Origin of the sequence: Salinicola sp. RZ23 (assembly GCF_003206675.1) — a bacterium.
GTDB classification, from domain to species: domain Bacteria; phylum Pseudomonadota; class Gammaproteobacteria; order Pseudomonadales; family Halomonadaceae; genus Salinicola; species Salinicola endophyticus.
The window spans coordinates 36,406-62,539 of record NZ_PZJK01000010.1; the positions used below are offsets into that span (position 1 = coordinate 36,406).

Annotated in this window: 24 protein-coding genes; 13 read left to right on the forward strand and 11 right to left on the reverse strand. The window is 64.4% G+C overall.

Going from position 1 to position 26,134, the window contains the following annotated elements; translation table 11 throughout:
• Positions 1 to 8: 8 nt before the first annotated feature.
• The 3 genes from DOM67_RS10705 to DOM67_RS10715 are packed head-to-tail and all read right to left on the reverse strand — an operon-like array spanning position 9 to position 4,457.
• On the reverse strand, positions 9 to 2,834 hold the full coding sequence (locus DOM67_RS10705) for an EAL domain-containing protein (RefSeq protein WP_110675681.1): 2,826 nt from the start codon (positions 2,832 to 2,834) through the stop codon (positions 9 to 11).
• A gap of 2 nt (positions 2,835 to 2,836) precedes the next feature.
• Positions 2,837 to 4,030, reverse strand: a complete 1,194-nt coding sequence (locus DOM67_RS10710; RefSeq protein ID WP_232825219.1) for an OprO/OprP family phosphate-selective porin — start codon at positions 4,028 to 4,030, stop codon at positions 2,837 to 2,839.
• Positions 4,023 to 4,457, reverse strand: a complete 435-nt coding sequence (locus DOM67_RS10715) for a hypothetical protein (RefSeq protein WP_110675683.1) — start codon at positions 4,455 to 4,457, stop codon at positions 4,023 to 4,025. Before DOM67_RS10715 ends, DOM67_RS10710 begins: the two co-directional genes overlap by 8 nt.
• Positions 4,458 to 5,006: 549 nt before the next feature.
• Here DOM67_RS10715 and DOM67_RS10720 point away from each other — a divergent pair.
• The 10 genes from DOM67_RS10720 (at position 5,007) to DOM67_RS10765 (ending at position 14,260) form a co-directional block, all read left to right on the forward strand.
• Positions 5,007 to 5,447: a hemerythrin domain-containing protein gene (locus DOM67_RS10720; protein ID WP_110675685.1), complete on the forward strand. Its 441-nt coding sequence runs from the start codon at positions 5,007 to 5,009 to the stop codon at positions 5,445 to 5,447.
• Between the two features lie 412 nt (positions 5,448 to 5,859).
• Positions 5,860 to 6,360 (forward strand): lipocalin family protein, encoded by a 501-nt coding sequence (locus tag DOM67_RS10725; protein ID WP_232825227.1) that lies wholly within the window; start codon positions 5,860 to 5,862, stop codon positions 6,358 to 6,360.
• A gap of 54 nt (positions 6,361 to 6,414) precedes the next feature.
• The gene (locus DOM67_RS10730; RefSeq protein WP_110675689.1) at positions 6,415 to 7,443 is read left to right on the forward strand and encodes an SMP-30/gluconolactonase/LRE family protein; all 1,029 of its coding nucleotides are present in this window, start codon (positions 6,415 to 6,417) and stop codon (positions 7,441 to 7,443) included.
• Between the two features lie 195 nt (positions 7,444 to 7,638).
• Positions 7,639 to 8,628, forward strand: coding sequence for a succinylglutamate desuccinylase (locus tag DOM67_RS10735; protein ID WP_348627301.1), 990 nt, complete (start codon positions 7,639 to 7,641; stop codon positions 8,626 to 8,628).
• A 392-nt stretch (positions 8,629 to 9,020) separates the two neighbouring features.
• Complete coding sequence (locus DOM67_RS10740) at positions 9,021 to 9,791, forward strand: ATP-binding cassette domain-containing protein (RefSeq protein ID WP_110675691.1); 771 nt, start codon at positions 9,021 to 9,023, stop codon at positions 9,789 to 9,791.
• A 10-nt stretch (positions 9,792 to 9,801) separates the two neighbouring features.
• On the forward strand, positions 9,802 to 10,518 hold the full coding sequence (locus tag DOM67_RS10745; RefSeq protein ID WP_110675694.1) for an ABC transporter permease: 717 nt from the start codon (positions 9,802 to 9,804) through the stop codon (positions 10,516 to 10,518).
• A complete protein-coding gene (locus tag DOM67_RS10750) occupies positions 10,506 to 11,237 on the forward strand; it encodes an ABC transporter permease (protein WP_110675695.1) in 732 nt (243 codons plus the stop codon). Before DOM67_RS10745 ends, DOM67_RS10750 begins: the two co-directional genes overlap by 13 nt.
• Positions 11,238 to 11,290: 53 nt before the next feature.
• A complete protein-coding gene (locus tag DOM67_RS10755; protein WP_198651787.1) occupies positions 11,291 to 12,112 on the forward strand; it encodes a transporter substrate-binding domain-containing protein in 822 nt (273 codons plus the stop codon).
• Positions 12,113 to 12,188: 76 nt separating this feature from the next.
• A complete protein-coding gene (locus tag DOM67_RS10760; RefSeq protein ID WP_110675699.1) occupies positions 12,189 to 13,307 on the forward strand; it encodes a succinylglutamate desuccinylase/aspartoacylase family protein in 1,119 nt (372 codons plus the stop codon).
• A 182-nt stretch (positions 13,308 to 13,489) separates the two neighbouring features.
• Positions 13,490 to 14,260 carry an ABC transporter substrate-binding protein gene (locus DOM67_RS10765; RefSeq protein ID WP_110675701.1) on the forward strand — a complete coding sequence of 257 codons (771 nt, stop codon included), beginning with the start codon at positions 13,490 to 13,492 and terminating at the stop codon, positions 14,258 to 14,260.
• A gap of 122 nt (positions 14,261 to 14,382) precedes the next feature.
• Here DOM67_RS10765 and DOM67_RS10770 read toward each other — a convergent pair whose 3' ends face one another.
• The gene (locus DOM67_RS10770) at positions 14,383 to 15,105 is read right to left on the reverse strand and encodes a GMP synthase (protein ID WP_110675703.1); all 723 of its coding nucleotides are present in this window, start codon (positions 15,103 to 15,105) and stop codon (positions 14,383 to 14,385) included.
• Between the two features lie 527 nt (positions 15,106 to 15,632).
• Between DOM67_RS10770 and DOM67_RS10775 the strand changes: the two genes are divergently transcribed.
• Complete coding sequence (locus tag DOM67_RS10775; protein ID WP_110675705.1) at positions 15,633 to 16,130, forward strand: hypothetical protein; 498 nt, start codon at positions 15,633 to 15,635, stop codon at positions 16,128 to 16,130.
• Between the two features lie 20 nt (positions 16,131 to 16,150).
• On the opposite strand, the gene DOM67_RS10780 is transcribed toward DOM67_RS10775, so the two are convergent.
• The gene (locus DOM67_RS10780) at positions 16,151 to 17,215 is read right to left on the reverse strand and encodes an AbrB family transcriptional regulator (protein ID WP_110675707.1); all 1,065 of its coding nucleotides are present in this window, start codon (positions 17,213 to 17,215) and stop codon (positions 16,151 to 16,153) included.
• A gap of 206 nt (positions 17,216 to 17,421) precedes the next feature.
• Between DOM67_RS10780 and DOM67_RS10785 the strand changes: the two genes are divergently transcribed.
• Entirely contained in the window at positions 17,422 to 18,720 is a 1,299-nt protein-coding gene (locus DOM67_RS10785) for a PQQ-dependent sugar dehydrogenase (protein WP_232825220.1), read from the forward strand.
• Between the two features lie 16 nt (positions 18,721 to 18,736).
• Here the strand turns inward: DOM67_RS10785 and DOM67_RS10790 are convergent, their stop codons facing one another.
• The 6 genes from DOM67_RS10790 to DOM67_RS10815 form a co-directional block, all read right to left on the reverse strand.
• Positions 18,737 to 19,264: a metallophosphoesterase family protein gene (locus tag DOM67_RS10790; protein ID WP_232825221.1), complete on the reverse strand. Its 528-nt coding sequence runs from the start codon at positions 19,262 to 19,264 to the stop codon at positions 18,737 to 18,739.
• Positions 19,265 to 19,448: 184 nt separating this feature from the next.
• A complete protein-coding gene (locus DOM67_RS10795; RefSeq protein ID WP_110675711.1) occupies positions 19,449 to 19,850 on the reverse strand; it encodes a hypothetical protein in 402 nt (133 codons plus the stop codon).
• Positions 19,851 to 19,948: 98 nt separating this feature from the next.
• Complete coding sequence (locus DOM67_RS10800) at positions 19,949 to 21,130, reverse strand: methionine synthase (protein WP_110675713.1); 1,182 nt, start codon at positions 21,128 to 21,130, stop codon at positions 19,949 to 19,951.
• 157 nt (positions 21,131 to 21,287) lie between these two features.
• Positions 21,288 to 22,493: a DcaP family trimeric outer membrane transporter gene (locus DOM67_RS10805; RefSeq protein ID WP_110675715.1), complete on the reverse strand. Its 1,206-nt coding sequence runs from the start codon at positions 22,491 to 22,493 to the stop codon at positions 21,288 to 21,290.
• A gap of 72 nt (positions 22,494 to 22,565) precedes the next feature.
• The gene (locus tag DOM67_RS10810; RefSeq protein WP_110675717.1) at positions 22,566 to 23,828 is read right to left on the reverse strand and encodes an Nramp family divalent metal transporter; all 1,263 of its coding nucleotides are present in this window, start codon (positions 23,826 to 23,828) and stop codon (positions 22,566 to 22,568) included.
• 111 nt (positions 23,829 to 23,939) lie between these two features.
• Positions 23,940 to 24,857 carry a dihydrodipicolinate synthase family protein gene (locus DOM67_RS10815; RefSeq protein WP_110675719.1) on the reverse strand — a complete coding sequence of 306 codons (918 nt, stop codon included), beginning with the start codon at positions 24,855 to 24,857 and terminating at the stop codon, positions 23,940 to 23,942.
• A gap of 248 nt (positions 24,858 to 25,105) precedes the next feature.
• Between DOM67_RS10815 and DOM67_RS10820 the strand changes: the two genes are divergently transcribed.
• On the forward strand, positions 25,106 to 26,116 hold the full coding sequence (locus DOM67_RS10820; protein ID WP_110675721.1) for a substrate-binding domain-containing protein: 1,011 nt from the start codon (positions 25,106 to 25,108) through the stop codon (positions 26,114 to 26,116).
• Positions 26,117 to 26,134: the final 18 nt, after the last annotated feature.

Sequence of the window (26,134 nt, forward strand, 5' to 3'; positions counted from 1 at the left end):
AAGCTGCGTTAACTGTCAGGAAACGCCTTTTCAGGGCGCCCCACCCAATATCCCTGAACGTAGTCAATGCCGTATATCTTGAGAATGTCGTAGACTTCCTGTCGGTCGACAAACTCGGCCACTGTACACTTACCGAACCCCTTGGCGATTTCAGCGATACCTTTGACAAGCATCTGGCTCCTTCTATTTTCCGGGAGATCCTGAATAAAAGAGCCATCGATCTTGATATAGTCAGCAGGCAGCTGATCCAGATAGTAAAAACTGCTGAACCCGACACCAAAATCATCCAGCGCTATCGCACACCCCATTTTCCGGATGTCCTGAAGAATCGCGCGCGCCGTCGAGAAATCTGTCACTGCCGCTGTTTCCGTCACCTCGATGATCAGCCTTTCCGGCGCCACGCCACTGTCGTGCAACTGCTGCCCCAGAAACGCAGTCAGCGTCTCGTCTCTAAGAGACTGGCCAGAGATGTTGAGCGCAAACCGCGTCGACGAGTTCGGTATCGACCGCATCATGCTCAGGCTGTTCGAAATGACCCAGCGGTCGATCGCCAGAATCTGACCACTCCTCTCCGCAACAGGGATAAAGAGGCCAGGCGAAACGAGCTCCCCAGTGTCCGGCGAGATCATGCGGATCAAAAGCTCATAGTGCTCCGCTTCGTTTCCGCTGACACTCCTGATCGGCTGACGCCAAAGTTCGAAACCATCGTTTTCCAGGCTGAGCCTTATTTGCTCTTCCCAATAGACGCGCTTTTGCAGAGACTCCCGATCCGCCGTGGACGACAGCAGATGCCATCTTTTCAACGCATCCTCTTTGGCGCGATACATTGCAAAATCGGCGCTCGCCATGAGCTCTTTGGGTGACCCCCCATTTTCGGGATAGCATGCAACACCAATACTGGCGACAGCACGATACTTTTGTCCATCCACATCCAGACTGATTTCATCCAGATTCAGTATGATTTTTTCTGCCACCTCGACGGCTCGGTCAGCACTGGCGTTCTCCAGCAATACAGCAAACTCATCACCGCCAAGCCGCGCCACTAGACCAATATGACTAAATTGATCGCGAAACAGATCGGAAATCATCACGAGCAATCTATCACCGGCCTGGTGACCGCCGAGCTCGTTCAGCTCCTTGAATCGATCCAGATCCAGATAGAGCATGGCCCCGCTATTGTGCGGTGTGACGGCTCTGGCCAACGCCTCTTCGAAATAACGTCGATTATAGAGTTCGGTCAAGGGGTCACGATGGGCCAACCAGGCAAGTCGAATCTCGGCATTCTTGCGTTCCGTGATATCCACCCCGACGGACACCATCGCGCCCGGTGCGCTCGACCAGGATACGAGCGGCGCATGACTCCAGGTAATCGCTTTACTCGAGCCATCCGGCGCAAGCAGTTCGCTCTCTTCAGAGCGCCCCGGGAGTGACGACAAACCCCATTCACCACCCAGAGGCAAGAAACAGCTCTTGAAAGATTGTCCCATCAACTCGTCACTCACCTTGCCGACCATGAAAGCGGCATAGCGATTGGCCAGCAGTATCTTGTCGTCACCATCATGGACGACGACCAGAACCTGGGCAGAGTTCATGAGATTATTGACGAGATCCCGCTCCCTCTCCAACGCATCCACCTGGTTTTCCAGCTCGATGCCTCGAGACTTTACCTCCATTTCCAGGGCTTCCAACTGGAAGGAAAGCTCGACGGCCGTATCGGAAAGCACGTCGATCTCATCGCGGGCCTTGCCGGAATAGTGGCGAGAGATTCGTCCTCTAACGTCCTCGAACTCCCCTTTGGCGAGGCCGGGAAGGTACAGGCTGAGCGTGCGAATTCTTCGTGTAGGGCGCCACAGAATGAGCAAAAGAAAAGCTTCGGCCCAGAGCCATCCCGTCACGCTGGCCAGCGCAACAGATCGCGTCGAGGCTTTTATTTCAGCCAACTGTTGCGTCACATTATCGAAAGAAATGAAATAACCACCCCCGCCACCTGATGAACCGGCCTGGTTCAACGCGACGGCGCCAATCATGTACTGCTGCCTTCGAAACTCGATACTGCGATGGCGTTTCACGAGTGCTGGTAACGACAAGTGGCGCGACGCCTCGCGCAAGAGAGGCAGGGTCTCGTCGTAGTGGGTCATCGCCAGTACCAAGGAGTTCCAGGGCAGCAGCCGATGATCAGCGCGCAGCCCCGTCTTCTCCAAATTGACCTTTCCCTCGGACAGCAGCGCCAGGTCATCACCAGAGCTTCTCTGGAACTCTCCCATCACATCGACCAGTGATCTGGACAGCAGCAAAACGCCGGCGTTGTCCCCCTCGACCAAGATGGGCACGGCGACGTATTGGCGGCACGTCATCTTACATATCAATCTATCGTCAGGGCTCTCGCTGGCAATGATGTTCATCAGCCAGCTTTTTTCGGGCGGTACTTCAGGGGCTTCGCTATAGAGTCCACCGTAGGTCGCCAGATGCTCGCCTTGCGTGTCGTAGATCACCAGCTCATCGACGCCGGCATCGAGCTGTAACGTCGGCCATTGCGAATCCAATGCCTCTGAAACCGGCACACTCCCCTCTTGACTCAATGAGACTTTCAGGGCTTCCGACGCGGCGACGATCGCGGCCAGCTGCTTCAACTCGGACGCGGAACTACGTAACGCCACACTGATTTGGTGGCGCTGCCTCTCTTGATTGGCCAGTTGATTTTCGTCGAACTGTGACATGAGGCTTCGGTAGCTGATCCAACTGATCAGCAAGGCCAGGCTCACCAGCACCAAGCTCGTCAGCGCAAAGGCTTTCCACTTCAAGCTGAGCCGGTACGGCTTTTCATTTTTGCTCATCGTCAGAAGCTATAGGATGTCTGAAAAAGCAGCATATTCCAGCGCCTGGTCGTCTCTTCGTCACTCTCGTTGTCCTGCCTTGGGAGCCATGCGGTGCCATCGACATGATGCCACTCCGCCTGAACCATCCATCTCGAACTGAGCGACCATTTGATGCCGGTTGACAAGTCTCGCGCAAATCTGGAATAGCTCGGCCCTCTACCTTCACTCGCATAGCGGCTACCCTCCCGATCATTTCTATCACTCACCGTCTGATCATAGCGAAGCAACCACTGCCAGTCTGGCGTCAGGCGAAACTGATATTGCACATACCAGCTTTCCCCGTCGGCAGTGCTGTTATAGATATCATTATCGAAATCTTTCAGCTCTTTATGCTGATATTCATACTCAGCCGTCAAACTCCATCTTTCTGCATTGTACTGCGCAGACAAAATGACCGGCTGAAAAATAAATTCCCCTTTAGCACTCGAGTTCTGCCGCGACTGGAATGAAGACCTGACCCTGGCAGCACTGACACCCAAGTTGACACGACCGCCGTCGTGGGCATAAAGCACCTGCAAAATGGAGGAAAGCCGACCATCCAGGGAGGGCTTGGTTGGAGATAGAGATATCTCGGCATCGCCATTGACCTGGGGAATACCTAACCCCCCTTGGATATATAGCGTCCCCCTAGAGAAGCGTTCTTCGTCATAAACCGTGATGCCATCGGATGCCAGTCCCAGCGAGCGACTTCTATCGAAATAGATGGACTGAGGCAACAGAATGCCGGCACGGGTCGAGGGTACGTCACGGGTTTGATTATAGATACCAAACGGATTCTTGAACCTGCCTACTTGGAGTCCAAGGACGCGCCGCTCTCCCGAGAGCAGTTGATAGTCGATGACACCGTAATCGAGAGTCGGCTTCCAGGCATCGCCGTACCCCCCCGCCTTGCGACTCAGCACCTGTCCCGCTACGAGTACGTTGCTGCGCGGCCGGAAGGAGGCGTTGAGTCCCAGTTCGGTATACTCCAGGCTTCCGGTATCGCGACTGCTCGGACCGAAGAAGTCGTTGTGATCGGTCAAGATCAGTGCCTGACTCATGAAACCGTGGACCTGGAAGGTGTCCGGCATTTCCACGGCCTGCGCCTGAGCCGCGAACGTCACACCCAGCACACTCAGCCAGCGCTGCGTCGCGCTTCGCAATACATTAATCAATGTCGATCACCCGAACCTGATTCGTCAGTTCTGAACGGTAGGCGTAGCCGATGCCACCAGGCGTGGTGGCCACGGCCTTCACCATCTCCGCCGCCGTGGCGACCTCGTTCGGCGCCTGTCCGGTACCGGAAAAGACAGCCCTGTCCCAGGCCAGACGAAGTTGATGGGGATAGACACCGAGTATCTTTTTGGCAAAGGCCTCGTGCAGCGGGTCGCCGTCCGGCAGCACGAAGACGTGTATCGCCTGCCCATCGGCCAGGGTCCGTTGGCGCATGGCGAAAATCGCCCTGACAGTCTCCAGCGATAAAGAGCTCTGAATGACTGATGGGTTGGCGATCAGGACCACCATAGGGTCGTCGCCGCGGCTCTTGACGGTAAAGAGAAGCGCCGCTACGAGGCAGATACAAGCGATCAGCGGTTGCCGCATGTCATGCGACTCCGCAGCTCGATCCCCTGGATGCTTATTGTTGGTCTGCTCATCACCAAGGACACGTTCGACTCCGAAATTGACCGTCGCGCTACCGCAATGCCGGCCTCCCACGCCACTCCTTGCGGAGACACTCCTCCGGAGTAACTCGGACTTCTCAGACCTAAAATAACAGCTTGTATCATTTTTATCTCATCGAGTGACCTGCAAAAGATAGTCATCAAAGCGTCATGGGAAATGGCAACGCTGTCCGCGGCAGACAGCGCAACCTCAGGTTCGATGGAGACCGGCGGAGAAAAATGAAAAAGGTCTGTGTGACACCGCGCCGCGACGCGCGGGATGAAGACACACAAGTGCAGGGTATCTCTCTGCGCGACGCGGCTGGCGGCAAGGGCGTGCGGGTCGCCCGACCATGACCTAACCTAGAGGTGTGATGCGGCACGTCGCGTCAACGCTTCGGGCCACACCAGGCCCGGCGATACGTGGCAGCGGCTTTGGCACCGCGGCCCATCATACTGCCCCCGGACGACCCCAAGGATGAGGAAGACCATGACCATTTTCGAAGCCCTGCGTGAAAGTCACGACAAACAGCGCCAGCTGCTGGAATTGCTGGTGAAGACCCACGGCGACAGCGAAGGCCGCGACGAGCTGTTCAAGCGCCTGCGCGCCGAGCTGGAGAATCACGCCGCCGCCGAGGAGCGTGCGCTCTATATCCCGATGATGGAGTACGACATGACGCAGGAAAAAGCGCGTCATAGCGTCGCCGAGCATCATGAGATCGATGAGCTGATCGAGACCCTGGAGAGCACCGAATACGACTCCCCGGGCTGGCTGGCGAGCGCCAAGAAGCTGCAGCACCTGGTGACGCACCATCTGGAAGAGGAGGAGCAGGAGGTGTTCCAGCTCGCGGGCCGTGTGCTCGACGATGCCCACAAGACCTCGCTGGCCGAGACCTATCAGCAGGAGATGGAGACGCGTCGCGCCAGTTGAGCCTTCGCTCCAGCAGGCGTCGCCGCCCTACCCCTGGCGCGGCGACGCCCCTCTCGTCCCCCCGCTTGGCGCCAATCTCCCGCTGCCGACCTGGACCGCTTTCGCCACGCCTATAGGTCACTCTGCCAAGCCTCTTTTCTCCCTACTCTTGACGCGATATGCCATTGGCGCGGCACCGGGATCGTTCGGCGCCTCCCGCCTGCATCCCTGGCGGTGCCAGAGCCGTCAGTCGGTATTGCAAATTTTTCTCATTTGGGCAATCTATCAGGATCTGGCGAACCTCCGTCGCGCCTTGCCGTGGCGCCGCTACCGCTCAACAAGGATGGATCCTGTGCTGTTGCCTTCGAGTCTACCCCGTTATCCGCGCCTGACCTGGCTCGCCCCCTTCACGCTGCTGGCCGGCTGTACCGGCGTGCCGGAAGGTACTCAGCCGGTCACCGATTTCCGCATCGACCACTATCTCGGTCAGTGGTACGAGATCGCCCGCCTCGATCACGGCTTCGAGTCGGGTCTGGAGTGCGTCACCGCCAACTACAGCCTGCGCGACGACGGCGACATTCGTGTCATCAACCGGGGTTACGACCCCGAGGAGCAGCGCTGGGAGAGCGCCGAGGGGCGCGCCAGCTTCGCCGGCGAACCCGATGTCGGGCATCTCAAGGTCAGCTTCTTCGGCCCCTTCTATGCCGGTTACAGCGTGCTGGCGCTCGACCCGGACTACCAGCATGCGCTGGTGGCAGGCCCCGACCGCGACTACCTGTGGATACTCTCGCGCCAGCCGACCATGCCTGCGGCTACCTATTCCGCCTATCTCGATCGCGCCCAGGCACTGGATTTTCCCGTCGACGAGTTGATCAGCGTCGAGCAGGACCCGGCGCACTGTCCACCCCAGCCCGATACCCCCTCGGCGGGCTGACGCTCGCCTACCCAGCCCCGGACCCGTTCTCTTGCCGCCAAGGAGCTTCGCCATATGGACATGAACCGTCGCCACTTCCTCGGCACCAGCGCAGCGGTCGCTGCCACCGCCGCGCTTGCGCCCACGGCCTGGGCGCAGGACGCCGGCCCGACGCCGAGCCGCTATCCCGATCCCGCCTGGGAGGTGCTGGATGCGCGTTTCGAGCCCTACTATCTATTCAACACCCCGCTCGAACGGCACTGGTCGGACGGCCTGTGGCTGGAAGGGCCTGCGTGGAATGCGGTCGGGCGTTACGCGGTGTTCAGCGATATTCCGCGCGCCCGACAGATGCGCTGGGACGAAGCCAGCGGTACTGTCAGCGTGCTGCGCGAAGGTGTCGGCCATGCCAACGGCAACGCCTTCGACCACCATGGGCGCCTGGTCGTCTGCGAACACTCGCCAGCGCGGGTGGTGCGCTACGAATGGGACGGCAGCGTGCGCGTGCTCGCCAGCGAGTTTCGGGGCAAACCGCTCAACGCGCCCAACGATCTGGTGATCCTGCCCAACGACGGTGTGATCTTCAGCGACCCCGGCTATGGCGCCCATGTCGATTACGAGGGCAGCAAGCGCGCGCTGCAGCTGACGCCGGCGATCTACTACGTCGACGATACGCTCGACGAGCCGCAGCGGCTCAGCGACGAGCTGGCCAAGCCCAATGGCCTGGCGCTCTCCGCCGACGGCCGCTATCTCTATGCCAGCGACACCGCCCCCTCGCACTTCCCCGAGCTGCCCGCCTCGGTGTCGCGTTTCGCCCTGTCCGATGCCGGCCGCGCGCTGGGCGCGCGCGAGATGATCGTCTCCAGCCACGACGAGACCTACGACGGCATCGCCCTGGATGTGGATGGCAATCTGTGGGCGAGCGTCTCCGGCGGTGAGGGGCGCGACGGCGTCTCCATCTTCGCCCCCGGGGGTGAGCGTATCGGCCGTATCCGCCTGCCGGAAGTGTGCGCCAATCTCTGCTTCGTCGGCGCGCAGCGCAATCGCCTGCTGATGACCGCCAGCCGCTCGATCTACACCCTTTATACCAATGCCCGCGGCGTCTGAAGCGGGAGCCAGCGCGGGTGAGACTCCACCATGCTGACGGCCGCGGCGCTTTCAAGATGCGGCCACGCTTTTTCAGCCTGTCGACGGCCGCGCTTGTCGCGGCCGGGCAAGCGGGTAATCTGAGTAAACACCCTGTCACACCGAGGCCACGAGTGATCGAACCCGGTAACCTTTCCTTGCGCGCGCGTAACGCCCATGTCCCTGCTCGATGACTGGCTGGCGCTGACCCTCGACGGAGCCGACCGCGCCCACCAGGGCCGGCTCGCCGGCGGGCACTATCGGACGATCGCCCCCGGAGTGCTCGAACTGACCCCGACACGGCCCGCGGATCAGGCGCGCAGCGTGGTGATCTCGGCGGGTATCCATGGCAACGAGACGGCACCGATCGAGCTGGTGGGCGAGCTGCTCGCCGCGCTCGAGGCGGGCGTGGTGACGCTGGGCGCACCGCTGCTGGTGATTCTCGGCAACCTGCCAGCGATCCGCGCCGGTACGCGCTTCGTCGAGACCAACCTCAACCGCCTGTTCCGGCGCGACCTGGACGCCAGCGGCGACGAACCCGAGCGCGCGCGCCAACTGATGCAGCAGGTCGACGACTTCTATACGCGCTACCCGACGCGCCCACTGCATCTCGACATGCACACCGCCATCCGCGACAGCCGCTATCCCCGCTTCGCCGTGGTGCCGTTCACCGAGCACCAGCCCAGCTCGCACTGGGCGGCGCTGGCTGGCGCAGAGATGCAGGCTGTGCTGCTGCTGCATCAGCACAGCTGGACCTTTTCGCACTATTCGCGTCACTATCACGCCGCCGAGGCCTATACCCTGGAACTGGGCAAGGTGCGCCCTTTCGGCGCTAACGATCTCGACGCCCTTGGCGGCATGCGCCGCTGTCTGGCGCAGCTGGCCGCGGGTCAGGCGCCCTCAGCGGGCCAGGTCGAGGCGCTGCGCTTCTTTCAGGTCGCGGTCGAGCTGATGCGCGACCACCCCTCGTTCCGGCTCACCTTCGCCGAGGACGTCGCCAACTTCACCGAATTCGCACCGGGGACGCGACTCAGCGAGGATGACAGCGGTGGCGGCTTCGTGGTCGGACCCGAGCCGCTGGCAGTGGTATTCCCCAACGCCCGAGTCGAACTCAACGCCCGCGCCGCGCTGCTGGTACGGCCCTGCGCCGCCCCTGGCGACGGTTGAGACTGAGCTCACCGACGACGCGCGCCAGCCATCATCTTCGACGGCGATCTCCGACTACGATCCGCAGCTACGACCCAAGACTACGCTCTACAACCACGATCTACAGCGACGCTATCCAACAACGACAACGCCCGAGCAGGAGCACTCTGCCATGTCACATGTCTACCCTCTTTCCCCCCCTCAACGGCCGGCCGCCATCGTCGTCGCCGCCAGAGGTCTCTGGCACCCGGCGCCGAAGCTGATAGAATCGCCGCATTTTTCCTAGCGCCCATTCCGGGATTTCGTTTCTCAGCCCGGCAAGGAGCCGCGCCGCTCACCCCGACTTTCGCGAGCCGGATGCCCGAGCACGCCTACACGACTCCTGCCAGCCAACTCATTCGGTGGACGACCACATGGCCACGACCCCCATCCCGCTCGAGGCGCGCGACATCAAGAAGCGTTTCGGCTCCCACGAGGTGCTCAAGGGCCTCTCTCTCGAAGCTCACAAGGGCGATGTCATCACCCTGATCGGGGCCTCCGGCTCGGGCAAGAGCACCTTCCTGCGCTGCATGAACCTGCTCGAACAGCCCGACGAAGGCGAGCTGATCGTGCACAACGAACCGATTCACTTCCGGCCCACCAAGCACGGCCGCGAGCCCGCCGACTGGAAGCAGGTCGAGCGTCTGCGTGCCAAGCTCTCGATGGTGTTCCAGAACTTCAACCTGTGGTCGCACATGACGCTGCTCGAGAACGTCATCGAGGCGCCGGTGCATGTGCTCAAGAAGCCACGCAAGCAAGCCATCGACGAAGCCCGGGCGCTGCTCGACCGGGTCGGCCTGCTGGAGCGCGCCGACTACTATCCGACCCAGATGTCGGGGGGCCAGCAGCAGCGCGGCGCGATCGCCCGTGCGCTGGCGATGGACCCCGAAGTGATGCTGTTCGACGAGCCCACCTCGGCGCTCGACCCCGAGCTGGTGGGCGACGTGCTCAAGGTCATGCGCGGGCTCGCCGACGAGGGCCGCACCATGATCCTGGTGACCCACGAGATCGCCTTCGCCCGCGATGTCTCGAGCCAGGTGATCTACCTGCACCAGGGCGTGATCGAAGAGTCCGGCACGCCAGCCGAGGTTCTCGACAACCCGCGCTCCGAGCGCCTGCGCCAGTTCCTGGCACCCAAGCACTGAGGCGGCCATCATGATCGACCTGCAAGGCTACGGCCCGCGGCTGCTGGAAGGCGCCATGGTCACGCTGGAGCTGGCGCTGCTGTCGCTGGTGCTAGCGGTGGTCCTGGGGCTATTGACCGCCAGCGCCAAGCTCTCGCGTAACCGCGCCATCCACGCCATCGGCACCCTCTACACCACGCTGATTCGCGGCGTGCCCGACCTGGTGCTGATGATGCTGCTGTTCTACGGCGGCCAGATCGGCATCAACATGCTCACCGACCAGCTCTACGATGCCTTCGATATCGACATATTCATCAACGTCGATGCCTTCATCGCCGGCGTCATCACCATCGGGCTGATCTTCGGTGCCTACATGGGCGAGACTTTCCGCGGCGCCTTCCAGTCGGTCGAAGAGGGCCAGATGGAGGCCGCCCGCGCCTACGGCATGAGCCCATGGCTGGCGTTTCGCCGCGTGCGCTTTCCGCTGATGATGCGCCATGCGCTGCCGGGGATCGGCAACAACTGGATGGTACTGCTGAAGACCACTGCGCTGGTCTCGATCATCGGTCTGACCGACATGGTGCGGGTCGCCGCCGAGGCCACCAAGGCGACCCATGAGCCGTTCCTGTTCATGCTGCCGGTGGCGGGGATCTATCTGCTCATCGCCTCACTGTCGGAGTGGGGCTTCGCCAAGCTCAGCAAGCGCTACAGCACCGGTTTCGGGGAGGCCAGCGAATGGACCAACTGAATGCCTGGTTCACCCAACTGCTCGCGGGCAATGCGATCTTCACCGCCAATACCCTCGGCTTCTACTGGAACGGCCTGGTCACCACGGTGCAGCTGGTCTTCCTGTGTCTACTGCTGGGCATCGTGCTGGCGGTGCCGTTGGCGATCGGTCGCGGCTCCAAGCGGCCGTGGATCAAGTGGCCGATCTACGCCTATACCTATGTCTTCCGCGGGACCCCGCTGCTGATCCAGCTCTATCTGGTCTACTACGGCGTGGTGTTCTTCAATGGCATCCAGGACACCATCTTCTGGGAGGTGTTCAAGGATGCCTTCTACCCGGCGCTGATCGCGTTCACGCTGAATACCGCGGCCTACACCACCGAGATCTTCCGTGGCGCGATCAAGAACACCGCCAAGGGCGAGATCGAGGCGGCCCGCGCCTACGGCATGTCCAAGGGCCTGATGATGCGCCGTATCATCCTGCCCAGCGCCTTCCGCCGCGCGCTGCCCGCCTACGGCAACGAAGTGATCTTCATGCTCCACGCCAGTGCTGTGGCCAGTGTGGTGACGATCATGGATCTGACCGGGGCGGCCTATTACGTCTACGCGCGCTTCTATGCGCCCTTCCCGGCCTTCATCTTCGTCGCCCTGATCTACCTCTGCCTGACCTTCAGCATCATGTTCGTCTTCCGCCAGATGGAAAAACGCCTGCTGGCCCACCTGCGACCGCGCGGCGCCTGAGCGCGGTGGCAGCCACGACAACGACACCCATGATCACAATGAGAACCGACGCCATGACAAACTGGATCACCCAATCCCTGATCGCCGCCACCCTGATCATCGCGCCACTGGCCGCCACCCCGGCGCTGGCCGACGATAACCAGACAGTCCGCCTCGGCATCGACGTGCCCTACGAGCCGTTCGTGATGCGCAACGCCGACGGCCAGCTCGAAGGCTTCGAGATCGATCTCGGCAACGCGCTTTGCAAACGTGCCAAGCTCGACTGCACCTGGGTCGAACAACCCTGGGACGGCATCATCCCCGGCCTGCTGGCACGCAAGTACGACGCCATCCTGTCGTCGATGGCGATCACCCCGGAGCGCGAACGCCAAGTGCTGTTCTCGCTGCCCTACTACAACACCCCGAGCGTCTGGATCACCGCGCGTGATCGCGACATCGACATCGACGACAAGGCGTCGCTCAAGGGTCTTTCGGTGGGCGTACAGCGCGGCACCATCCGCGATGTCTATGTCACCCAGGAGTATGGCGACGTGCTCGACATCCATCGCTACGGCTCGTCCCAGGACGTGGTCAACGACCTCAAGGCCGGGCGTCTCGACCTGACCTTCGAAGACTTCCCGATCGCCGTCGATGCCATCGATTTCCGGGGCGACAACAGCCCCTACAAGCAGGTCGGGCCGAGCATCAAGACGCCGACCTCGATCTTCGGCGAGGGTGCTGCGATGGCCTTCCGCAAGCGTGACAAGGCGCTGGCAGCGAAGTTCGACCAGGCGATCTGCGCGGTCTACGCCGATGGCACCTTCGACAAGCTGATGCACCAGTACTTCGACTACGACCTGTCCGTGCGCCCCAGCCAGCAAGATTGCGCCCAGTAAGCGCCCCCCGATGCGCCGGCGCGCCGCCCTTCCCGGCGGTGCGCCGCACGCCGCCACTCCGTGCCGAGGACTTCCCGTGGAACACCGCAGACATCCCCTGATCGGCCCGGTTCCGGGCACTGAGCGCGCGCTCGACAGCTTCCACTTCGGCCCCGCCGACGCCGAGCGCCACGTCTACGTGCAGGGCTCGCTGCACGCCGACGAGCTGCCGGGCATGATGGTCGCCTGGACGCTCAAGCAGCGCCTGGCCGAGCTCGAACGCGACGGCCGCCTCGCCTGCCGGGTGAGCGTCGTGCCAATAGCCAACCCGATCGGTCTCGACCAGCAACTGATGGATACCGCCCTGGGCCGCTATGACTTCGAGACGCTCAAGAACTTCAATCGCCACTACGTCGATGTGGTCGAGCAGGTGGCCGACGGCCTCGAGGCCGAGCTCTGCGACGATATCGCCGCCAATCGGCGCCTGATCCGAGCGCGCTTCAGCGCCGCTCTGGCGGCCCAGGTGGCGACGACCAGCCTCGACTCGCTGCGCCTGACGCTGCAGCGCCTGGCCTGCGAGGCGGACTTCGTGCTCGATCTGCACTGCGACTTCAACGCGGTCGAGCACCTCTACACCACGCCGGCGGCATGGCCGGTGTTCGAACCCTTCGCACGCTACTTCGGCGCCAAGGCGAGCATGCTGGCCACCGACTCCGGCGGACAGTCGTTCGATGAGTGTTTCACCCTGGTGTGGGAGGCCCTGCGCCAGCGCTTCGGCGAGCGCTTCCCGATCGATTACGGCACCCAGTCGGTCACCGTCGAACTGCGCGGGCAGCAGGACGTCTCCCACGAGCTGGCGGCGCAGGACAGCCAGGCGATCATCGACTGGCTGACCCATCTCGGCCTGATCGTGGGCGAAGCGCCAGCGCTGCCGGGGCTGGCCTATCCGGCCACTGAGCTGGCGGCGATGGATTTCCTGCACGCGCCGATCGGCGGCCTGGTGGTGTTTCATCTGGCACCGGGCGTCGAGGTGGAGGCGGGGCAGCTGATCGCCGAGATCATCGACCCGATCAGCGACCGCATCGAAGCGATCCGCGCGCCTCAGCGCGGCATGTTCTATGCTCGAACCCAGCGCCGCATGGCCACTGCCGGGATGATCGTGGCCGATATCGCCGGCCACCAGAGCCATCGCAGCGGCTATCTGCTGGCGCCGTGAGGCTGCACGGGTCGCCGGGCGCTGGCGATATTCAAGCGTATGCGCATTGGTTATGCTGCCAGCGTCAGGCCCGTATGACCGGCGCGGTATCGCTCACGAGGCTGACGACGCCGGGACGCCATCGCTGACCAGGCGATCACTGAACAACAATGCACGCATGATGATATAGAGAGACGCGATTCATGAAAAAACTGCTGACCACCAGTCTGCTCGGCGCCGCGCTGATCGCCGGCGCGGCCCACGCCCAGGACAAGGAGCATCTGCGCATCGGCGTCGATGTGCCCTACGAGCCGATGGAGTACCGCACCGCCGACGGCGAGCTGACCGGCTTCGACATCGATCTCGGCAACGCCATGTGCAAGCAGATCAAGGCCGACTGCGAATGGGTCGTGCAGGCATGGGATGGCATCATTCCGGGTCTGCTGGCGCGCAAGTACGACGCCATCATGTCGTCGATGACGATCAACGACGAGCGCCGCAACACCGTGCTCTTCTCCGACCCGTACATCAAGCCGCCCTCCGCCTGGTTCGTGCCGGCCGACAGCAGCATCGAGACGATCTATCCCCAATCGCTGAAGGGCAAGACCATCGGCGTCCAGCGCGGCACGCTGCAGGACAACTACGTCACCGACATGTACGGCGACGTGGCCAAGATCAGCCGCTACACCACCGCCGATGACCTGGTGCTGGACATGGACGCGGGTCGCGTCGATATCGCCTTCCTCGACTTCCCGGTGGGCAAGTCGACCCTGCTCGACAGCAAGGAAGGCCACTACAAGACCATCGGTGGCATGATCACCGAGCCGGAGAAATACTTCGGTGAGGGCTTCGGTGTCGCCTTCCGCCCGCACGACAAGGAGCTCGCCGAGCGCTTCAACGAGGCGCTGGCCACGCTGAAGCAGGACGGCACCTACGACAAGATCTACGACAAGTACTTCAAGACCGGTCAGTGATCGCTGCCACCGACGCCGCATCGGCCTCCGGCTGAGGCGGCCCGGAAAGAAAAAGCCCCGATCCTGGATCGGGGCTTTTCATTGGGCAGGAAGTCAGCCGATACGTACCGACGCGCCCTCGCTCAAGACTGCGCCCCGGCCTGACGCCAGAACGCGAGCATCCAGCGCGCCATGGTCTCGCTGTCGACCTCGTCGGCGAGCGATGCCTGCCCTTCGCGCACCCTGGCTGCCGGCATGCGATCGCCACGCAGCGCCATCAGATCCGCTGAGTACGCCTTGGTGAACTCGGGGTGCCCCTGTATGCCGAGGAAACACTCTCCGATCTGAATCAGATAGAACGGGCAGAAGTCGCTCGCCGCCAGCACCCGGGTCTCGGCCGGCAGCCGGGCGACCTGATCCTGATGGCTGACCAGCAGATTGAGTGCCTCCCGCGGCGGCGTCATCCACGGCGCCTGGCCGGTGATGCGGTTGTACGACACCCCCACGCCCCAGCCGCGCGGGCTGCGCTCGACCTCGCCGCCGAGCGCCTTGGCGATCAGCTGATGGCCGAAGCAGACACCGATCAGCGGCCGATGCTGTGCCCACAGCAGACGCACGAACTCGCACAGCCGTTCGATCCAGGCATCACCATCGTTGACGCCATACTTGGAACCCGTGATCAACCAGGCATCGATCTCGGCGATATCCGCCTGGGTGGGGATCTCGCCATCGAGACAGCGCCAGGTGCGCCACTCGAGCCCGGGGTCCTGCGGATCGAGCAGGCGGGCGAACTGCTCGGGGTAGTTGCGATGCGTCTCGCGCAGCGGCTCGGCGACATCGTCGCATTGCAGGATGCCAATGCGCATGGAGCTCTCCTCTCTTCGTTCTCTGGCCTTTTGGTACTCTGGTCTTTTGCTGCTCTGGTCTTTTGCTGCTCTGAACTCGGTACTCTGCCCACCCTGGCACTGTGATCTCAGTGCTCTGCTCTCAGTGATCTGACCTCAGCGCTGTGATCTCAGTGCCATGACTTCAATACGCTGGCGACGTCCCGCTTACGTCTGCTGACATCGCCGGACAGTGGCTCCCGTCGCGCACCGCGACCCAAGTCACGAGTCATGCGAGGCGCAGCAGACCGGGGCTGAGGACCGATACTATCAAGTCGCCATTGTCCCACAACGACGGCGACAATCCCTCTCAACCGCTACGTTGAGCTTCAATTGTTTACCGTTCTCGTATGGAGCCCACTACTGGCGATCTTTATCCTTTGACGTGAGAGTGCGAGTACCCTGTGAGCCGGCCAGCGGCTACTGCCGCGACGTCGCCAGGGTCTCTACCGAAGAACGACGACTTGCCCACTCGAGAGGCGAGCGTGACTCAAGCAGCAGGGTGACGTATGGCGCCATGGTTAGATCATCTGCAGGAAGCGGCCGCACTGTGTGTGGGTCTCTACGCCCTGCTGCTGCTCTGCCGCGGTAACGCCTTCCCACCGGCCGCCGTACCCGCCGCACTCATGCTGGCGGTGGCGATCAAGTCTCCGCTGCTCACCCCTACCCTGAGTCTCAGCCTGAGCCTGATTCTGCTGCTGGCCGTCAGCGTGATGCTGCGCCCGGGACTGATGCCCGCCTGGCTGGCGAGTTCGCTGCCCTCCCCCGGCAATGGCGCCGAGGCAGCGGTACAGGTCACCGCGCATCCGGTCCGCGGCACGCTGCAGGTGTTCTATCTCTCGCGCTGGTTCGAAGCGATCCTGATCGACCCCGCCAATCCGCCGCTGCATGAGGGCGAGACGGTCTATCTGATCCGCCACGGCACCCGCCAGGCGTGGGTCAGCCGCGTGCGCAGCCATACCCCGCCGGAGGCACCCAGCCGCCGCTGGCACTGGCGTACCGAGTAAATACGGTCTCAGCCCCTGTCTCAGCTCGGCCGCGCAAAACGCGCCACCAGGCGCGCCATCCCTGGACCCACCAGCACTACCGTGAACAGACGCAGGGTCTGCAGTGCCACCACCAGGCCGACATCGGCATGGGTATCGATGGCGATGATGGTCATCGAGTCCAGCCCACCCGGGCTGGTCGCCAGATAGGCGCTGATGAAAGTGGTATGCATCAGCAGCGTCACCAGCCACGCCGATAGCGCACACAGCGCGATCAGCACCAGTGAGGCCAGGATCATCTTGCTCAGCGCGCGGGCGATGGTGTGCAGCGTCGCCCGGTCGAAACGCAGCCCCACGTAGGCACCGATAATCCCGTAAGCCAGTTCCAGCAGCGGCTGCGGCAGGGTCAGCGTCACGACTCCGCCGAGATGCAGCAGCGTGCCCAGCGCTACGGGCCCCAGCAGCGCGCCGGCCGGCAGGCGGCGATGGCACAGCCACACGCCAGCGACGACCACCGCCAGGGTCACCAGCAGATCCCACCAGTCACGGGCCGAGGCCGGCAGCGGCGCGGCGTGGCTGCTGCCGGTATCGGTCACCCCCAGGTAGTGGCTGACCAGCGCGCCGAGCAGTACGACGCAGACCACGCGTACATACTGCATCGCGGCCACGATTCGCGGGTCGGCATCGCTCTCCTCGGCCATCGCCACCATCGCCGCGGCAGCCCCGGGGGTGGTACCCCAGGCCGCCGTGGTGCCCGGCAGGCCGCCATGTCGCACCAGCACGATGCCCACCACCAGACTCAGCAGCAGGGTGATCGCCGTGGCCAACAGCATCACCGGCCAGGCGTCCAGGATCTGACGCAGCACCGTCAGGGTCAGCGTCTGGGCGATCAGCACGCCGACCACGCCCTGGCTCAACTTGAAGGCACTGCGCGGCAGACCGAGCCCGCCGATCGTGACCCCGTAGACGATGGCGACCGCCATCGGCCCGATGAACCCGCCGGCCGGCATGTGCACCAGCGCTAGCAGCTGGCTGGCGGCGACACAGGCCAGCGCCAGCAGCAGCCAGCGCCATGCCTTGGAGAGAGAAGGGAGAGAGCGAGGCACGTAGGGAGAGGCCGAATTCCATGAAAAGGCTAACTTTATCAGGCATCACTAATGGCGTCAGTTTTTGTCGACAATCTGGCGAGGTGACTCGAGACGATCTCGGCGCTCGGCCCGCTACCCATGGTCCATACTCTTGAGGATTCGCCTCGTACCGATCCTGCCGGCGCTCGCCAGCCGGCCCCCCTGTTCGCTTCAGGAGAGCCCCCATGCCACCATCCGTGCCCCTTCACTCGGCCCCGAACATGGCCACTCAACTGGCCCCATGCCAGGCCCCGCACTGGGCAAGAGCCGCAGCGCCTCGCCTGGCCTCCCGCGTCGCCGGCGTCGCCCTGCTCGCGCTGGGCGGCGATGCCCTGGCCCAGGCGCCGGTCCCCACGGGCCCGCCCAACGCCCCCGAGCAGCGCCCCGCCTTCGCCGCTCAGACCCGTGCCCCGGCACTGCCGGCGAGCGCGCCGCTGCGCAGCGAGCGCGTGGCCGAAGGGCTGGAGTTCCCCTGGGGCCTGGCCTTTGTCGACAACGATACCGCCTTGGTCACCGAGCGACCGGGGCGACTGCGCCGGGTCGATCTGCGCAGCGGCACCCTCTCAGCGCCGATCACCGGACTGCCCGAGATCGACGCCCGTGGCCAGGGCGGTCTGCTCGATATCACCCTCGATCCGGATTTCGAACGCAATCGCCGGCTCTACCTGAGCTACGCCGAGCCCCGCGAAGGGGGCAAGAACGGCACCAGCGTGGCACGGGCCACCCTGGCCGCCGGGGGGCAACGGCTCGAGGAGTTGACGGTGATCTTCCGCCAGACGCCGGCCTGGGTATCGACCAAGCACTTCGGTTCGCGGCTGGTCTGGGACACCCAGGGCCATCTCTACGTCACCCTCGGTGAACGCTCACTGCCCGAGCCGCGCCAGCTGGCGCAGGACCCTCACACTCATCTGGGCAAGGTGGTGCGTATCGATCCCGACGGCAGCATCCCCGCGGACAACCCGTTCGCGGCGGGCCAGGCGGGGGCACCGGCGGTGTGGTCCTACGGCCACCGCAACATTCAGGGCGCGGCACTGCATCCCGAGAGCGGCAAGCTGTGGACCGTGGAACATGGACCCCGCGGCGGTGACGAACTCAACGTGCCGCTGGCCGGGCGCAACTACGGCTGGCCGGTGATCACCTACGGCGAGGACTACAGCGGCGCGCCGATCGGTGAAGGCGTGACCGCCAGGGCGGGAATGGAGCAGCCGATCTACTACTGGGACCCGGTGATCGCCCCGGGCGACATGACCTTCTATCAGGGCGCACGCTTCCCGGACTGGCATGGCGACCTGATCATCGCTTCGCTCTCCCCCGGCGGCCTGGTACGGCTGACACTGGATGGCGAACGGGTGAGCGGCGAGCAGCGTCTGGCATCTGGACTGGGGCGGGTGCGCGACGTGGCCGAGGGGCCCGATGGCGCGCTGTGGGCGCTGACCGATGCCCGCGACGGCGCTCTGGTGCGGCTGCTACCCGGCATGGAGTGACTTCGCCCAGCGCGTCTTACAGCGGCAGATGGATGATGGCCGAGCGCAGCCCCTCAGGGGTGACCCACAGCTTGCCCAAGGTCAGCGGCAGGCGGAAGCGCCGCCGCCCTGCCGCCCCCGGATTGAACAGCAGCTGGCGCCGGCCCTCGACATCACGCCAGGTCTGGCGCGGCTTGTGGGAGTGGGCGTGCAGGATCGCGGCACAGGCAAGCCGCTCGTCGCAGTCGGCGATGTCGTGCACCAGCTGCAGCGGCTGGCCGTTGACGATCAGCTGAAGGTGCGTGGGCAGCGCCGCGCAGACGCCTTCGCGGTCGATATTGCCACGCACCGCATGGAGCGGTCCGCGGGCGGCCAATCGCGTCAGAACCTCGGGATCGCCCACGTCACCAAGGTGAATCAGCTGCGGGCAGTCGGTGAGCAGCGCCAGCGCCTCGTCGCGCAGCAGGCCGTGAGTATCGGCAATGACACCGAGCGGCGCCGCGCTGTCGAGGCGCAGGGTGGGCATCTCGCCCCGCGGCTCGTCACCGCTACCGACGTCACTCATGGCTTACCCCCGGCCGTGTCGCCCCTGCGGCGGCCCCGCGTGGCCTTCGCGGCACCGAATGTCAGAAGCCATGAATCCTAGAGGCACTCAATCCTAGCGCCACTGAATTCTAGCGGCACTCAATCCTGGCGACACTGGGCAAGACGGCCCCGAAGAGGCCGTCGTGGCAGGGCGTGGCCGCGTCTCATGCACCGCCCGGATTGGACTTGACGGTGGATGAGGCCTCGACGCTCTCGAACGTCACCTGGCCGTCGGCGTCCACCTGGCAGGTGAGGTTGTACTTGGTATTGCCCGGTCCCAACAGATCGACCAGCAGTTCGAAGGTATCGTCGCCCTCGAGGTCGTCGGCGGTATAGTCCCAGGCGTTGGTGTCGTAGATCGCCTTGCCCTGGATATCGCGGTTCTCACCGCTGTCGAGCGCCAGCGACAGGCACTGCTTGGCGATCTTGGGCGCGCCCTCTTCCAGCACCCGTGTCTCCTTGGCGTGCTGCGGCTGGCTGGCCCCCGGCTCTTGGGCCATCGCCCCGACGCTCGCCAGCCACAGCGACGCCCCGACGCCGATGGCCATCGTTCTCATCACGTTCATCGCACCTCTCCTGATCATCCCACTTCTCCGTGTCATCACACTGCGCTCGGTCGAGCCGCTGACGTTCGCAGTATAGAAGAGGCCGGGGCGCCGCGCTTTCAGCCCCACAGCCGCCGGGTGGCGATCGCCGCGCCCTCGCTCAGCGCCTGGAGCTTGGCCCAGGCCACATCCTGAGCGACGAACTCGTAGCTGGCGAAGGTACCGAAGCCGCAGTCGGTCCCCGCCACCACTCGCTCGCGATCGCCAATGGCCGCTACCGAGGCGAAGATACGATTGGCCACCACTTCGGGGTGTTCGAGATAGTTGGTGGTGACATCGATCACGCCCGGCATCAGCAGCATGTGATCCGGCAGCGGATGGGTCTTGAACGAGACCGTCTCGTGCTCGTGGCGCGGGTTGCCCAGCGGGATGCTGAGCGCTCCTACCTTGGCCCGATAGAGGATCGGCAGCAGCTCGGCCACCGGCACGTCATCCTGGTGCGGCCCCTGCCAGTTGCCCCAGCAGACGTGCAGGCGCACCTTGTCCGCCGGAATGTTCTCCAGCGCCAGATTGATCGCCTCCACGTGCAGCTCGACACGCTCGAGGAAGGTGCCCAGATCGGCATCGCCGAACAGGATCACGCGCTCCATGGCCAGGTCCGGGGCGTCCAGCTGCAGCACGTGGCCAGCCGCCACGATCGCCTCGTACTCCTGCTTCAGCTCGCGGGCAACGGCAAGCACGTAGTCGCGGTCGGTCGGGTAATCAGGATTGTCCTGAGCGCGCAGCATGGTGGTGGTGACCACGCCGGGGGAGGCCGCGGTCATGAAAGTCTCCCGCGGCGCCGCACGTCCCGCCAGCGCAGCCTCGAACGAGGCCAGCTCCGCCTTGACCCCGGCCAGCGTCGGGTCGTAGCGCACCGCACGCTGGGCCAGCGGCGTGTTCCACACCTTGGCCAGATCCTCGGAGACGCCGATCTGACGCGCCATGTACTCGGCATAGCCGGGAAATTTCTGGATATCCAGCGTCGGCTTGCGTCGCCCCTCGCCGCCGAAACCGCTCATGCGTTCGGTGACATAGGTCGAGAAGCCCACCCGCGGCGCCTCGCCGTTGTTGATGCTGTCGAGCCCCGCCTCGAGCTGGGCGCCGATCACGCCATCCAGACAGCGCGCGACCTCGGCGTCGAACGCCGAACTCTCGACCGGCTTGCCCTGCTCGCGCAGGACCAGCATGCGCGACAGCGCCGGCGTGCGCGGCAGGCTGCCGGTGTGGGTGGTGATGATGCGGTCTCGGCTGGTCTGCATGGGGGCTCCTCGGCGGACATCGGGGCAATGGATCAGCCGCCAAGGATACGCAAGGCGTGGCGCGTAAACCGGCGTACACGCATGAAATTTACGCACCTTAGCCATGAGCCGGGCTCATGACTAAGGTGCGAAACAGCGTAGTCGTAGTGATACTGCCTCAGAAGGCGTAGATCACGCTGCCCTGGACACGGTTCACGCTGCCGCTGCGATGATCCACCGTCTCGCGCGTGGCGTGGGCCAGCTCGATGCCGTAGGTCACGTGCTCGATCGGGTGCCACTGATAATTGAGGTGGATCACCTGATGGACCTCATCGTAGGCATCGACAAAGCCGCCCGCGGTATCGGTCCTGATCAGCGTGACGCCATCGCGCTCGGCGGCGTCCCAGTCCGCTTCGACCCGGGAGTAGGAGAGATTGAGGGTGCCCGGCCCCACCGCCTGGCTCACGCCCAGGGTGCCGCCCCAGGCGGTGATCGTCTCCAAGCGGTCACCGACCCGATAGGCGGCCGGCGCCGGATTGACCTTCATGTAGGCGCCGATACCGTCACCGCCGGTCACCTGGGCCCGCAGCGTGGTCGAAGGCGTCAGCGCATAGCTGCCGGCGGCCAGCAGGCCCCAGCCGACGGCCGAATCGTGCTGCGCGCCATCGTCGAACGCGACCTCCCGCACCAGCGCAGCCAGTGCCCACTTGGCCGGCCCACGCCCCGACTCGTAGCGCAGGGTGAGATCCGGCAGGCTATCCTTGCGGTCCACATCGGTGCCGGCGATCGACTTGCCACCGGTGGCGGCGTCGTAGCCGCCATCGAACGAGCGCCCCGACATGGCCCCGCTGGGGTCCTCAAGCGCAATATGGACATCGCCGTACGAGTAGCGCAACTGGGCCTGGCGCAGAAAGGCGTCACGCCCCGCCGGACCAGTGAAATCCAGCGTCGGCGTGGTGCCGATGAAGGTGTGGAAGTTGCTCCAGGTCTGGCCAGCGAGCACCCCGTTCCAGGCGCCGTACGCCTGGCGCAGACGCAGGTCGCCAGTGAAGAAGTCGCCCTCGATGACGGTGACCAGATCGCCCTGAGAGGTTGGCGTCGCGGTCTTGAAACCGAGCCGCGACTCGCCCGCGGTGAGGTTGCTGTGGCCGCTGGTGTGGCGCTGGCCATCTACCGCGATCTTGCTGAAGTTGACACTGTCGCCCAGTCCGCGGCTGTCGGACTTGACGTCACCGGTGTCGTACATGATGTCGAGCTTGGCGTAGCCGTAGACCGATACCAGGGTCTTCTCGACCGTGAAGTCGACGGCCTGGGCCGAGAGTGGCAGCAGCGCTGCCGCGGCCAGCATCAGGGGCGAGCGCAAGCGTGAGAAACGCGCATGCATGGCGGGATCTCCATTGACTGTTATTGGAATTGGTGTCGAAACGTCGAGGTGACCGGCGTCGGCGAGAGGCGGTCAGCCGAACAGCTTGAACAGCAGGCGGCCGGAGATGGCCAGGATCGCTACCAGACCCAGCAGCGCGAACAGGGTCTGCCAGGGCCCATTCTTGAGATCGCCCATCACATCCTCGCGACGCGTGAGCAGGAACAGGATGATGCCGAGGAATGGCGCCACCAGTACGGTGAGGGCTTGGGCCACGATGATCAGTTCGATCGGCGAGCCCTTGGCCAGCAGCGTCATCAGAGCCCCCCACACCAGCACGCCATAGACCAGCACCTTGACCCGCGGCGACGACAGGCTGCCGCTCCAACCCAGGGCGTCGGCAAGCAGAGTGCCACCGGCCGAGGCGTTGGCGGCCATGGACGAGAACGCCGCAGCGAAGAAACCGAGTCCGAACAGCACCGCCCCCAGACGCCCCGCCAGCGGCTCGAGCACGCCGGCCAGCTGCGGGAAGGTGTTGGCCACGGTACCGGTCGCGTGGAGCACCGCCGCGGAGACGATGATGATGAGCATCGCCATGAGCGCGGTGGCGATATTGCCCGGCAGCGTGTCCATCAGGGTGATGGCACGATACTGCTCGCGCTTGAGCTGGCGCTCGTGGATCGCATAACCGGTATAGAACGCCGAGTTGATCGAGAAATTGGTGCCGATCATGGCGATCAGCAGCACGCCCGCCTCGGCGGGAAAGTGCGGCACCAGCCCCTTGGCGGCCGCGGCCCAGTCAGGATCGCTGAGCAGCGTGGAGGCGAGAAACCCCACCGACATCAGCCCCACCAGTGCCACCAGGAGCCGCTCCATCGCTTTATAGGCGTTGCGCATCGCCACCAGTGCGCCCACCGCCACGGTGCAGGCGAGCGTCCAACCCACCACCGAACCGCCCAGCAGCAGGCTCAAGGCCAGGCCCGAACCGACGGCGTTACCCACCGCAAACATCAGCGTGATCGCAAATACCCCACACCCCGCCAGCACGCCGACCGGCCGCCCGAGCTTGCGCTTGGTGGTGGCGACGATGGAGTCGGTACTGGCGAGGCCGAGCCTGACCGCCATGTCGTTGAACACGAACATCAGTACAGCGGAGATCAGAATCACCCACAGCAGCGTGTAGCCATAGCGGCTGCCCGCCTGCACCGCGGAGGTCAGCGCGCCGGGGCCGAAACGCCAGGCGCCCGCGACGAACGCCGGCCCCATCAGTGTCAGCATCTGCGGCAGCGTGGGTGACAGCCCGCGCGCAGCGGGCGGTGACATGGCGGAGGAAGATCGCTTCGTGCGAATAGTCATCACGTGCTCCAGTTCGTTTTTCTTGTAGGCGTGAACGTTCGCCGACAGTCATCCCGGGCGGCGGCTCACCGCCCGGTGCCGCCCGGCCGAACCCCGGGCGACGCCACACGCTCAGGCCAAGCCGGCCTGCTGCATGGCATTGGCGATCTCGCGATCGGCCCCCTCCACCAGCGGCCGCAGCGGCGCCCGAACGGTCGCGTGCTCGAGCACCCCGCGGGCCACCAGCGCCCACTTCAGCGCCACCGTTCCCTCCATGTGCGAGCCGCGGTGATAGACGCTCTTGGTGACCGGCAGCAGGCGATCGTGGAGCTCACGCGCCTTGGCATAATCCTTTGCCTTACCGGCCTGGATCAGTTCGATCAGCGGCTCGGGGGCGATACCGCCGTAGCCGACCAGCGCTCCATCGACATCGAACATGGTGTGCAGCAGGTACTCATCGTGGCAGGTCAGAATCTGCAGATCGGGGCGCTGCTCGCGGATCACCGGGATCTCGGTGTCCCAGCGCTTCATGTTGCGCACGCCGTTCTTCATCGCGAAGACCCCCGGCTGGGCGGCGATATCGAGCTGGGTCTGCAGGTTGTAGGTCGCCTTGGTGTTGTCCGGGTACTGGAACAGGATCAGCGGCAGGCCGCTCTCTGCGTGGATGCGCCGGTAGCGCTCCTGCGGTGCGCCCTCCTGGTAACCGAAGCGCAGCCAGCCGTGGGAGGGGTAGACCAGCCCGGCGGAGGCCCCCGCTGCCATCGCTCGCTTGGCCTCTTCGGCCGCCACGTAATCCCCCTCGCGGGTGATCCCGGCGATGATCGGAATCTCGCCCTTGACCGCTTCGACGAACGCCTCGATGACCTTGCACTGCTCGTCGGAGGTGAGGAAGGTGCCCTCGCCGGCATGCCCCAGCACCACCAGCCCGGTGATGCCGTCGATGCCGCCCAGCCAGGCGCCGAGACGGTGGATGGCGGCATAGTCGACCTCGCCATCACGGGTGAAGGGGGTGACCGGCGCCGGGGTGAGACCGCGGAGATTGAGCGTCATGGGAAAAGCCTCTTGGTAGTGATTGGTAACGTTAGCGGGAACGTTTGCACATGATGTCGACGAGACCCGCGTCTGCCTATGCCACCATGGTCTACCCCCACAGGCGGTCACCGCTGAGGCACCATGCCGAGGCGAGACGGCACCCCGCCACCCGCTGGCAGATATGCGATAGTGGGTAGGGCGACGGCCACGGCGGCCAGGGCCGTCAGTCGTGGACTCGCTTTTTCGAACCAGTCACAAGGGCGTTGATGAACGATAAACCGATCACCATGCATGACGTCGCCAGGGCGGCCGGCGTCAGTACATCGACCGTTTCCCGCGTGCTCGACGAGCGCCTGCCGCCCTCGCGCAGCCCCGCCGCACAGCGGGTTCGCGACGCCGCCAAGGCGCTCGGCTACAAGCGCGACATCATGGCGTCGAGCCTGCGCCGCGGGGGTAGCGGCACCATCGGTGTACTGGTACCCCGCCTGAGCGACACGGTGATGGCCCTGACCTACGAGGCCATCTCACGGGCCGCGCAGGAGCGCCACTATTTCGCCATCGTGGCCACCAGCGGCGATGACCCGGTCGACGAACAGCAGGCGGTGGAGTCGCTGCTCGATCGTCGCGTCGACGGCTTGATCCTGGCCACCAGCCGACTGGACGACGAGCTGCCCTCCCGCCTGCGCGAACGCGGCGTGCCCCACACCCTGATACTACGCACCGACGGCACCAGCCCCGCCTCGCTCGGCGATGACATCCAGGGCGGTTATCTGGCCACACGACATCTACTCGACCTCGGCCATCGCGACATCGGTCTGGTCGCGGGGCCGAGCTTCACCTCCAGTGCCCGCGATCGCCAGAGCGGCTTTCGCCAGGCGATGCAGGAGGCCGGGGTCGCGGTCAACGAGGCATGGGTGATCGAATCCGGCTTCGGTATCGAGTCGGGCGAGACGGCGGGCCTGGCGCTGCTCTCCGGCGCCGCCCGCCCATCGGCGCTGTTTGCGGTCAACGACAATCTGGCCATCGGTGTCATGGCCGCCGCACACCGCCTGGAGATCGAGATCGGGCGCGCGCTGTCGCTGGTCGGTTACAACGACATTCCACTGGCGAGCCGGCTGCCGGTGCCGCTCACCTCGGTGCATACGCCCTTCGACTATGTCGCCCGACAGGCCGTCGACCTGCTGCTGAGCGAAGAGGCGCTGACCACGCGCCCCACTCGACGCGCCATGCCGAGCCTGATCCCGCGCGCCTCCACACGGCAGTTCACGCCGCGCTGAGGCGCGCTGCTGGCCGCC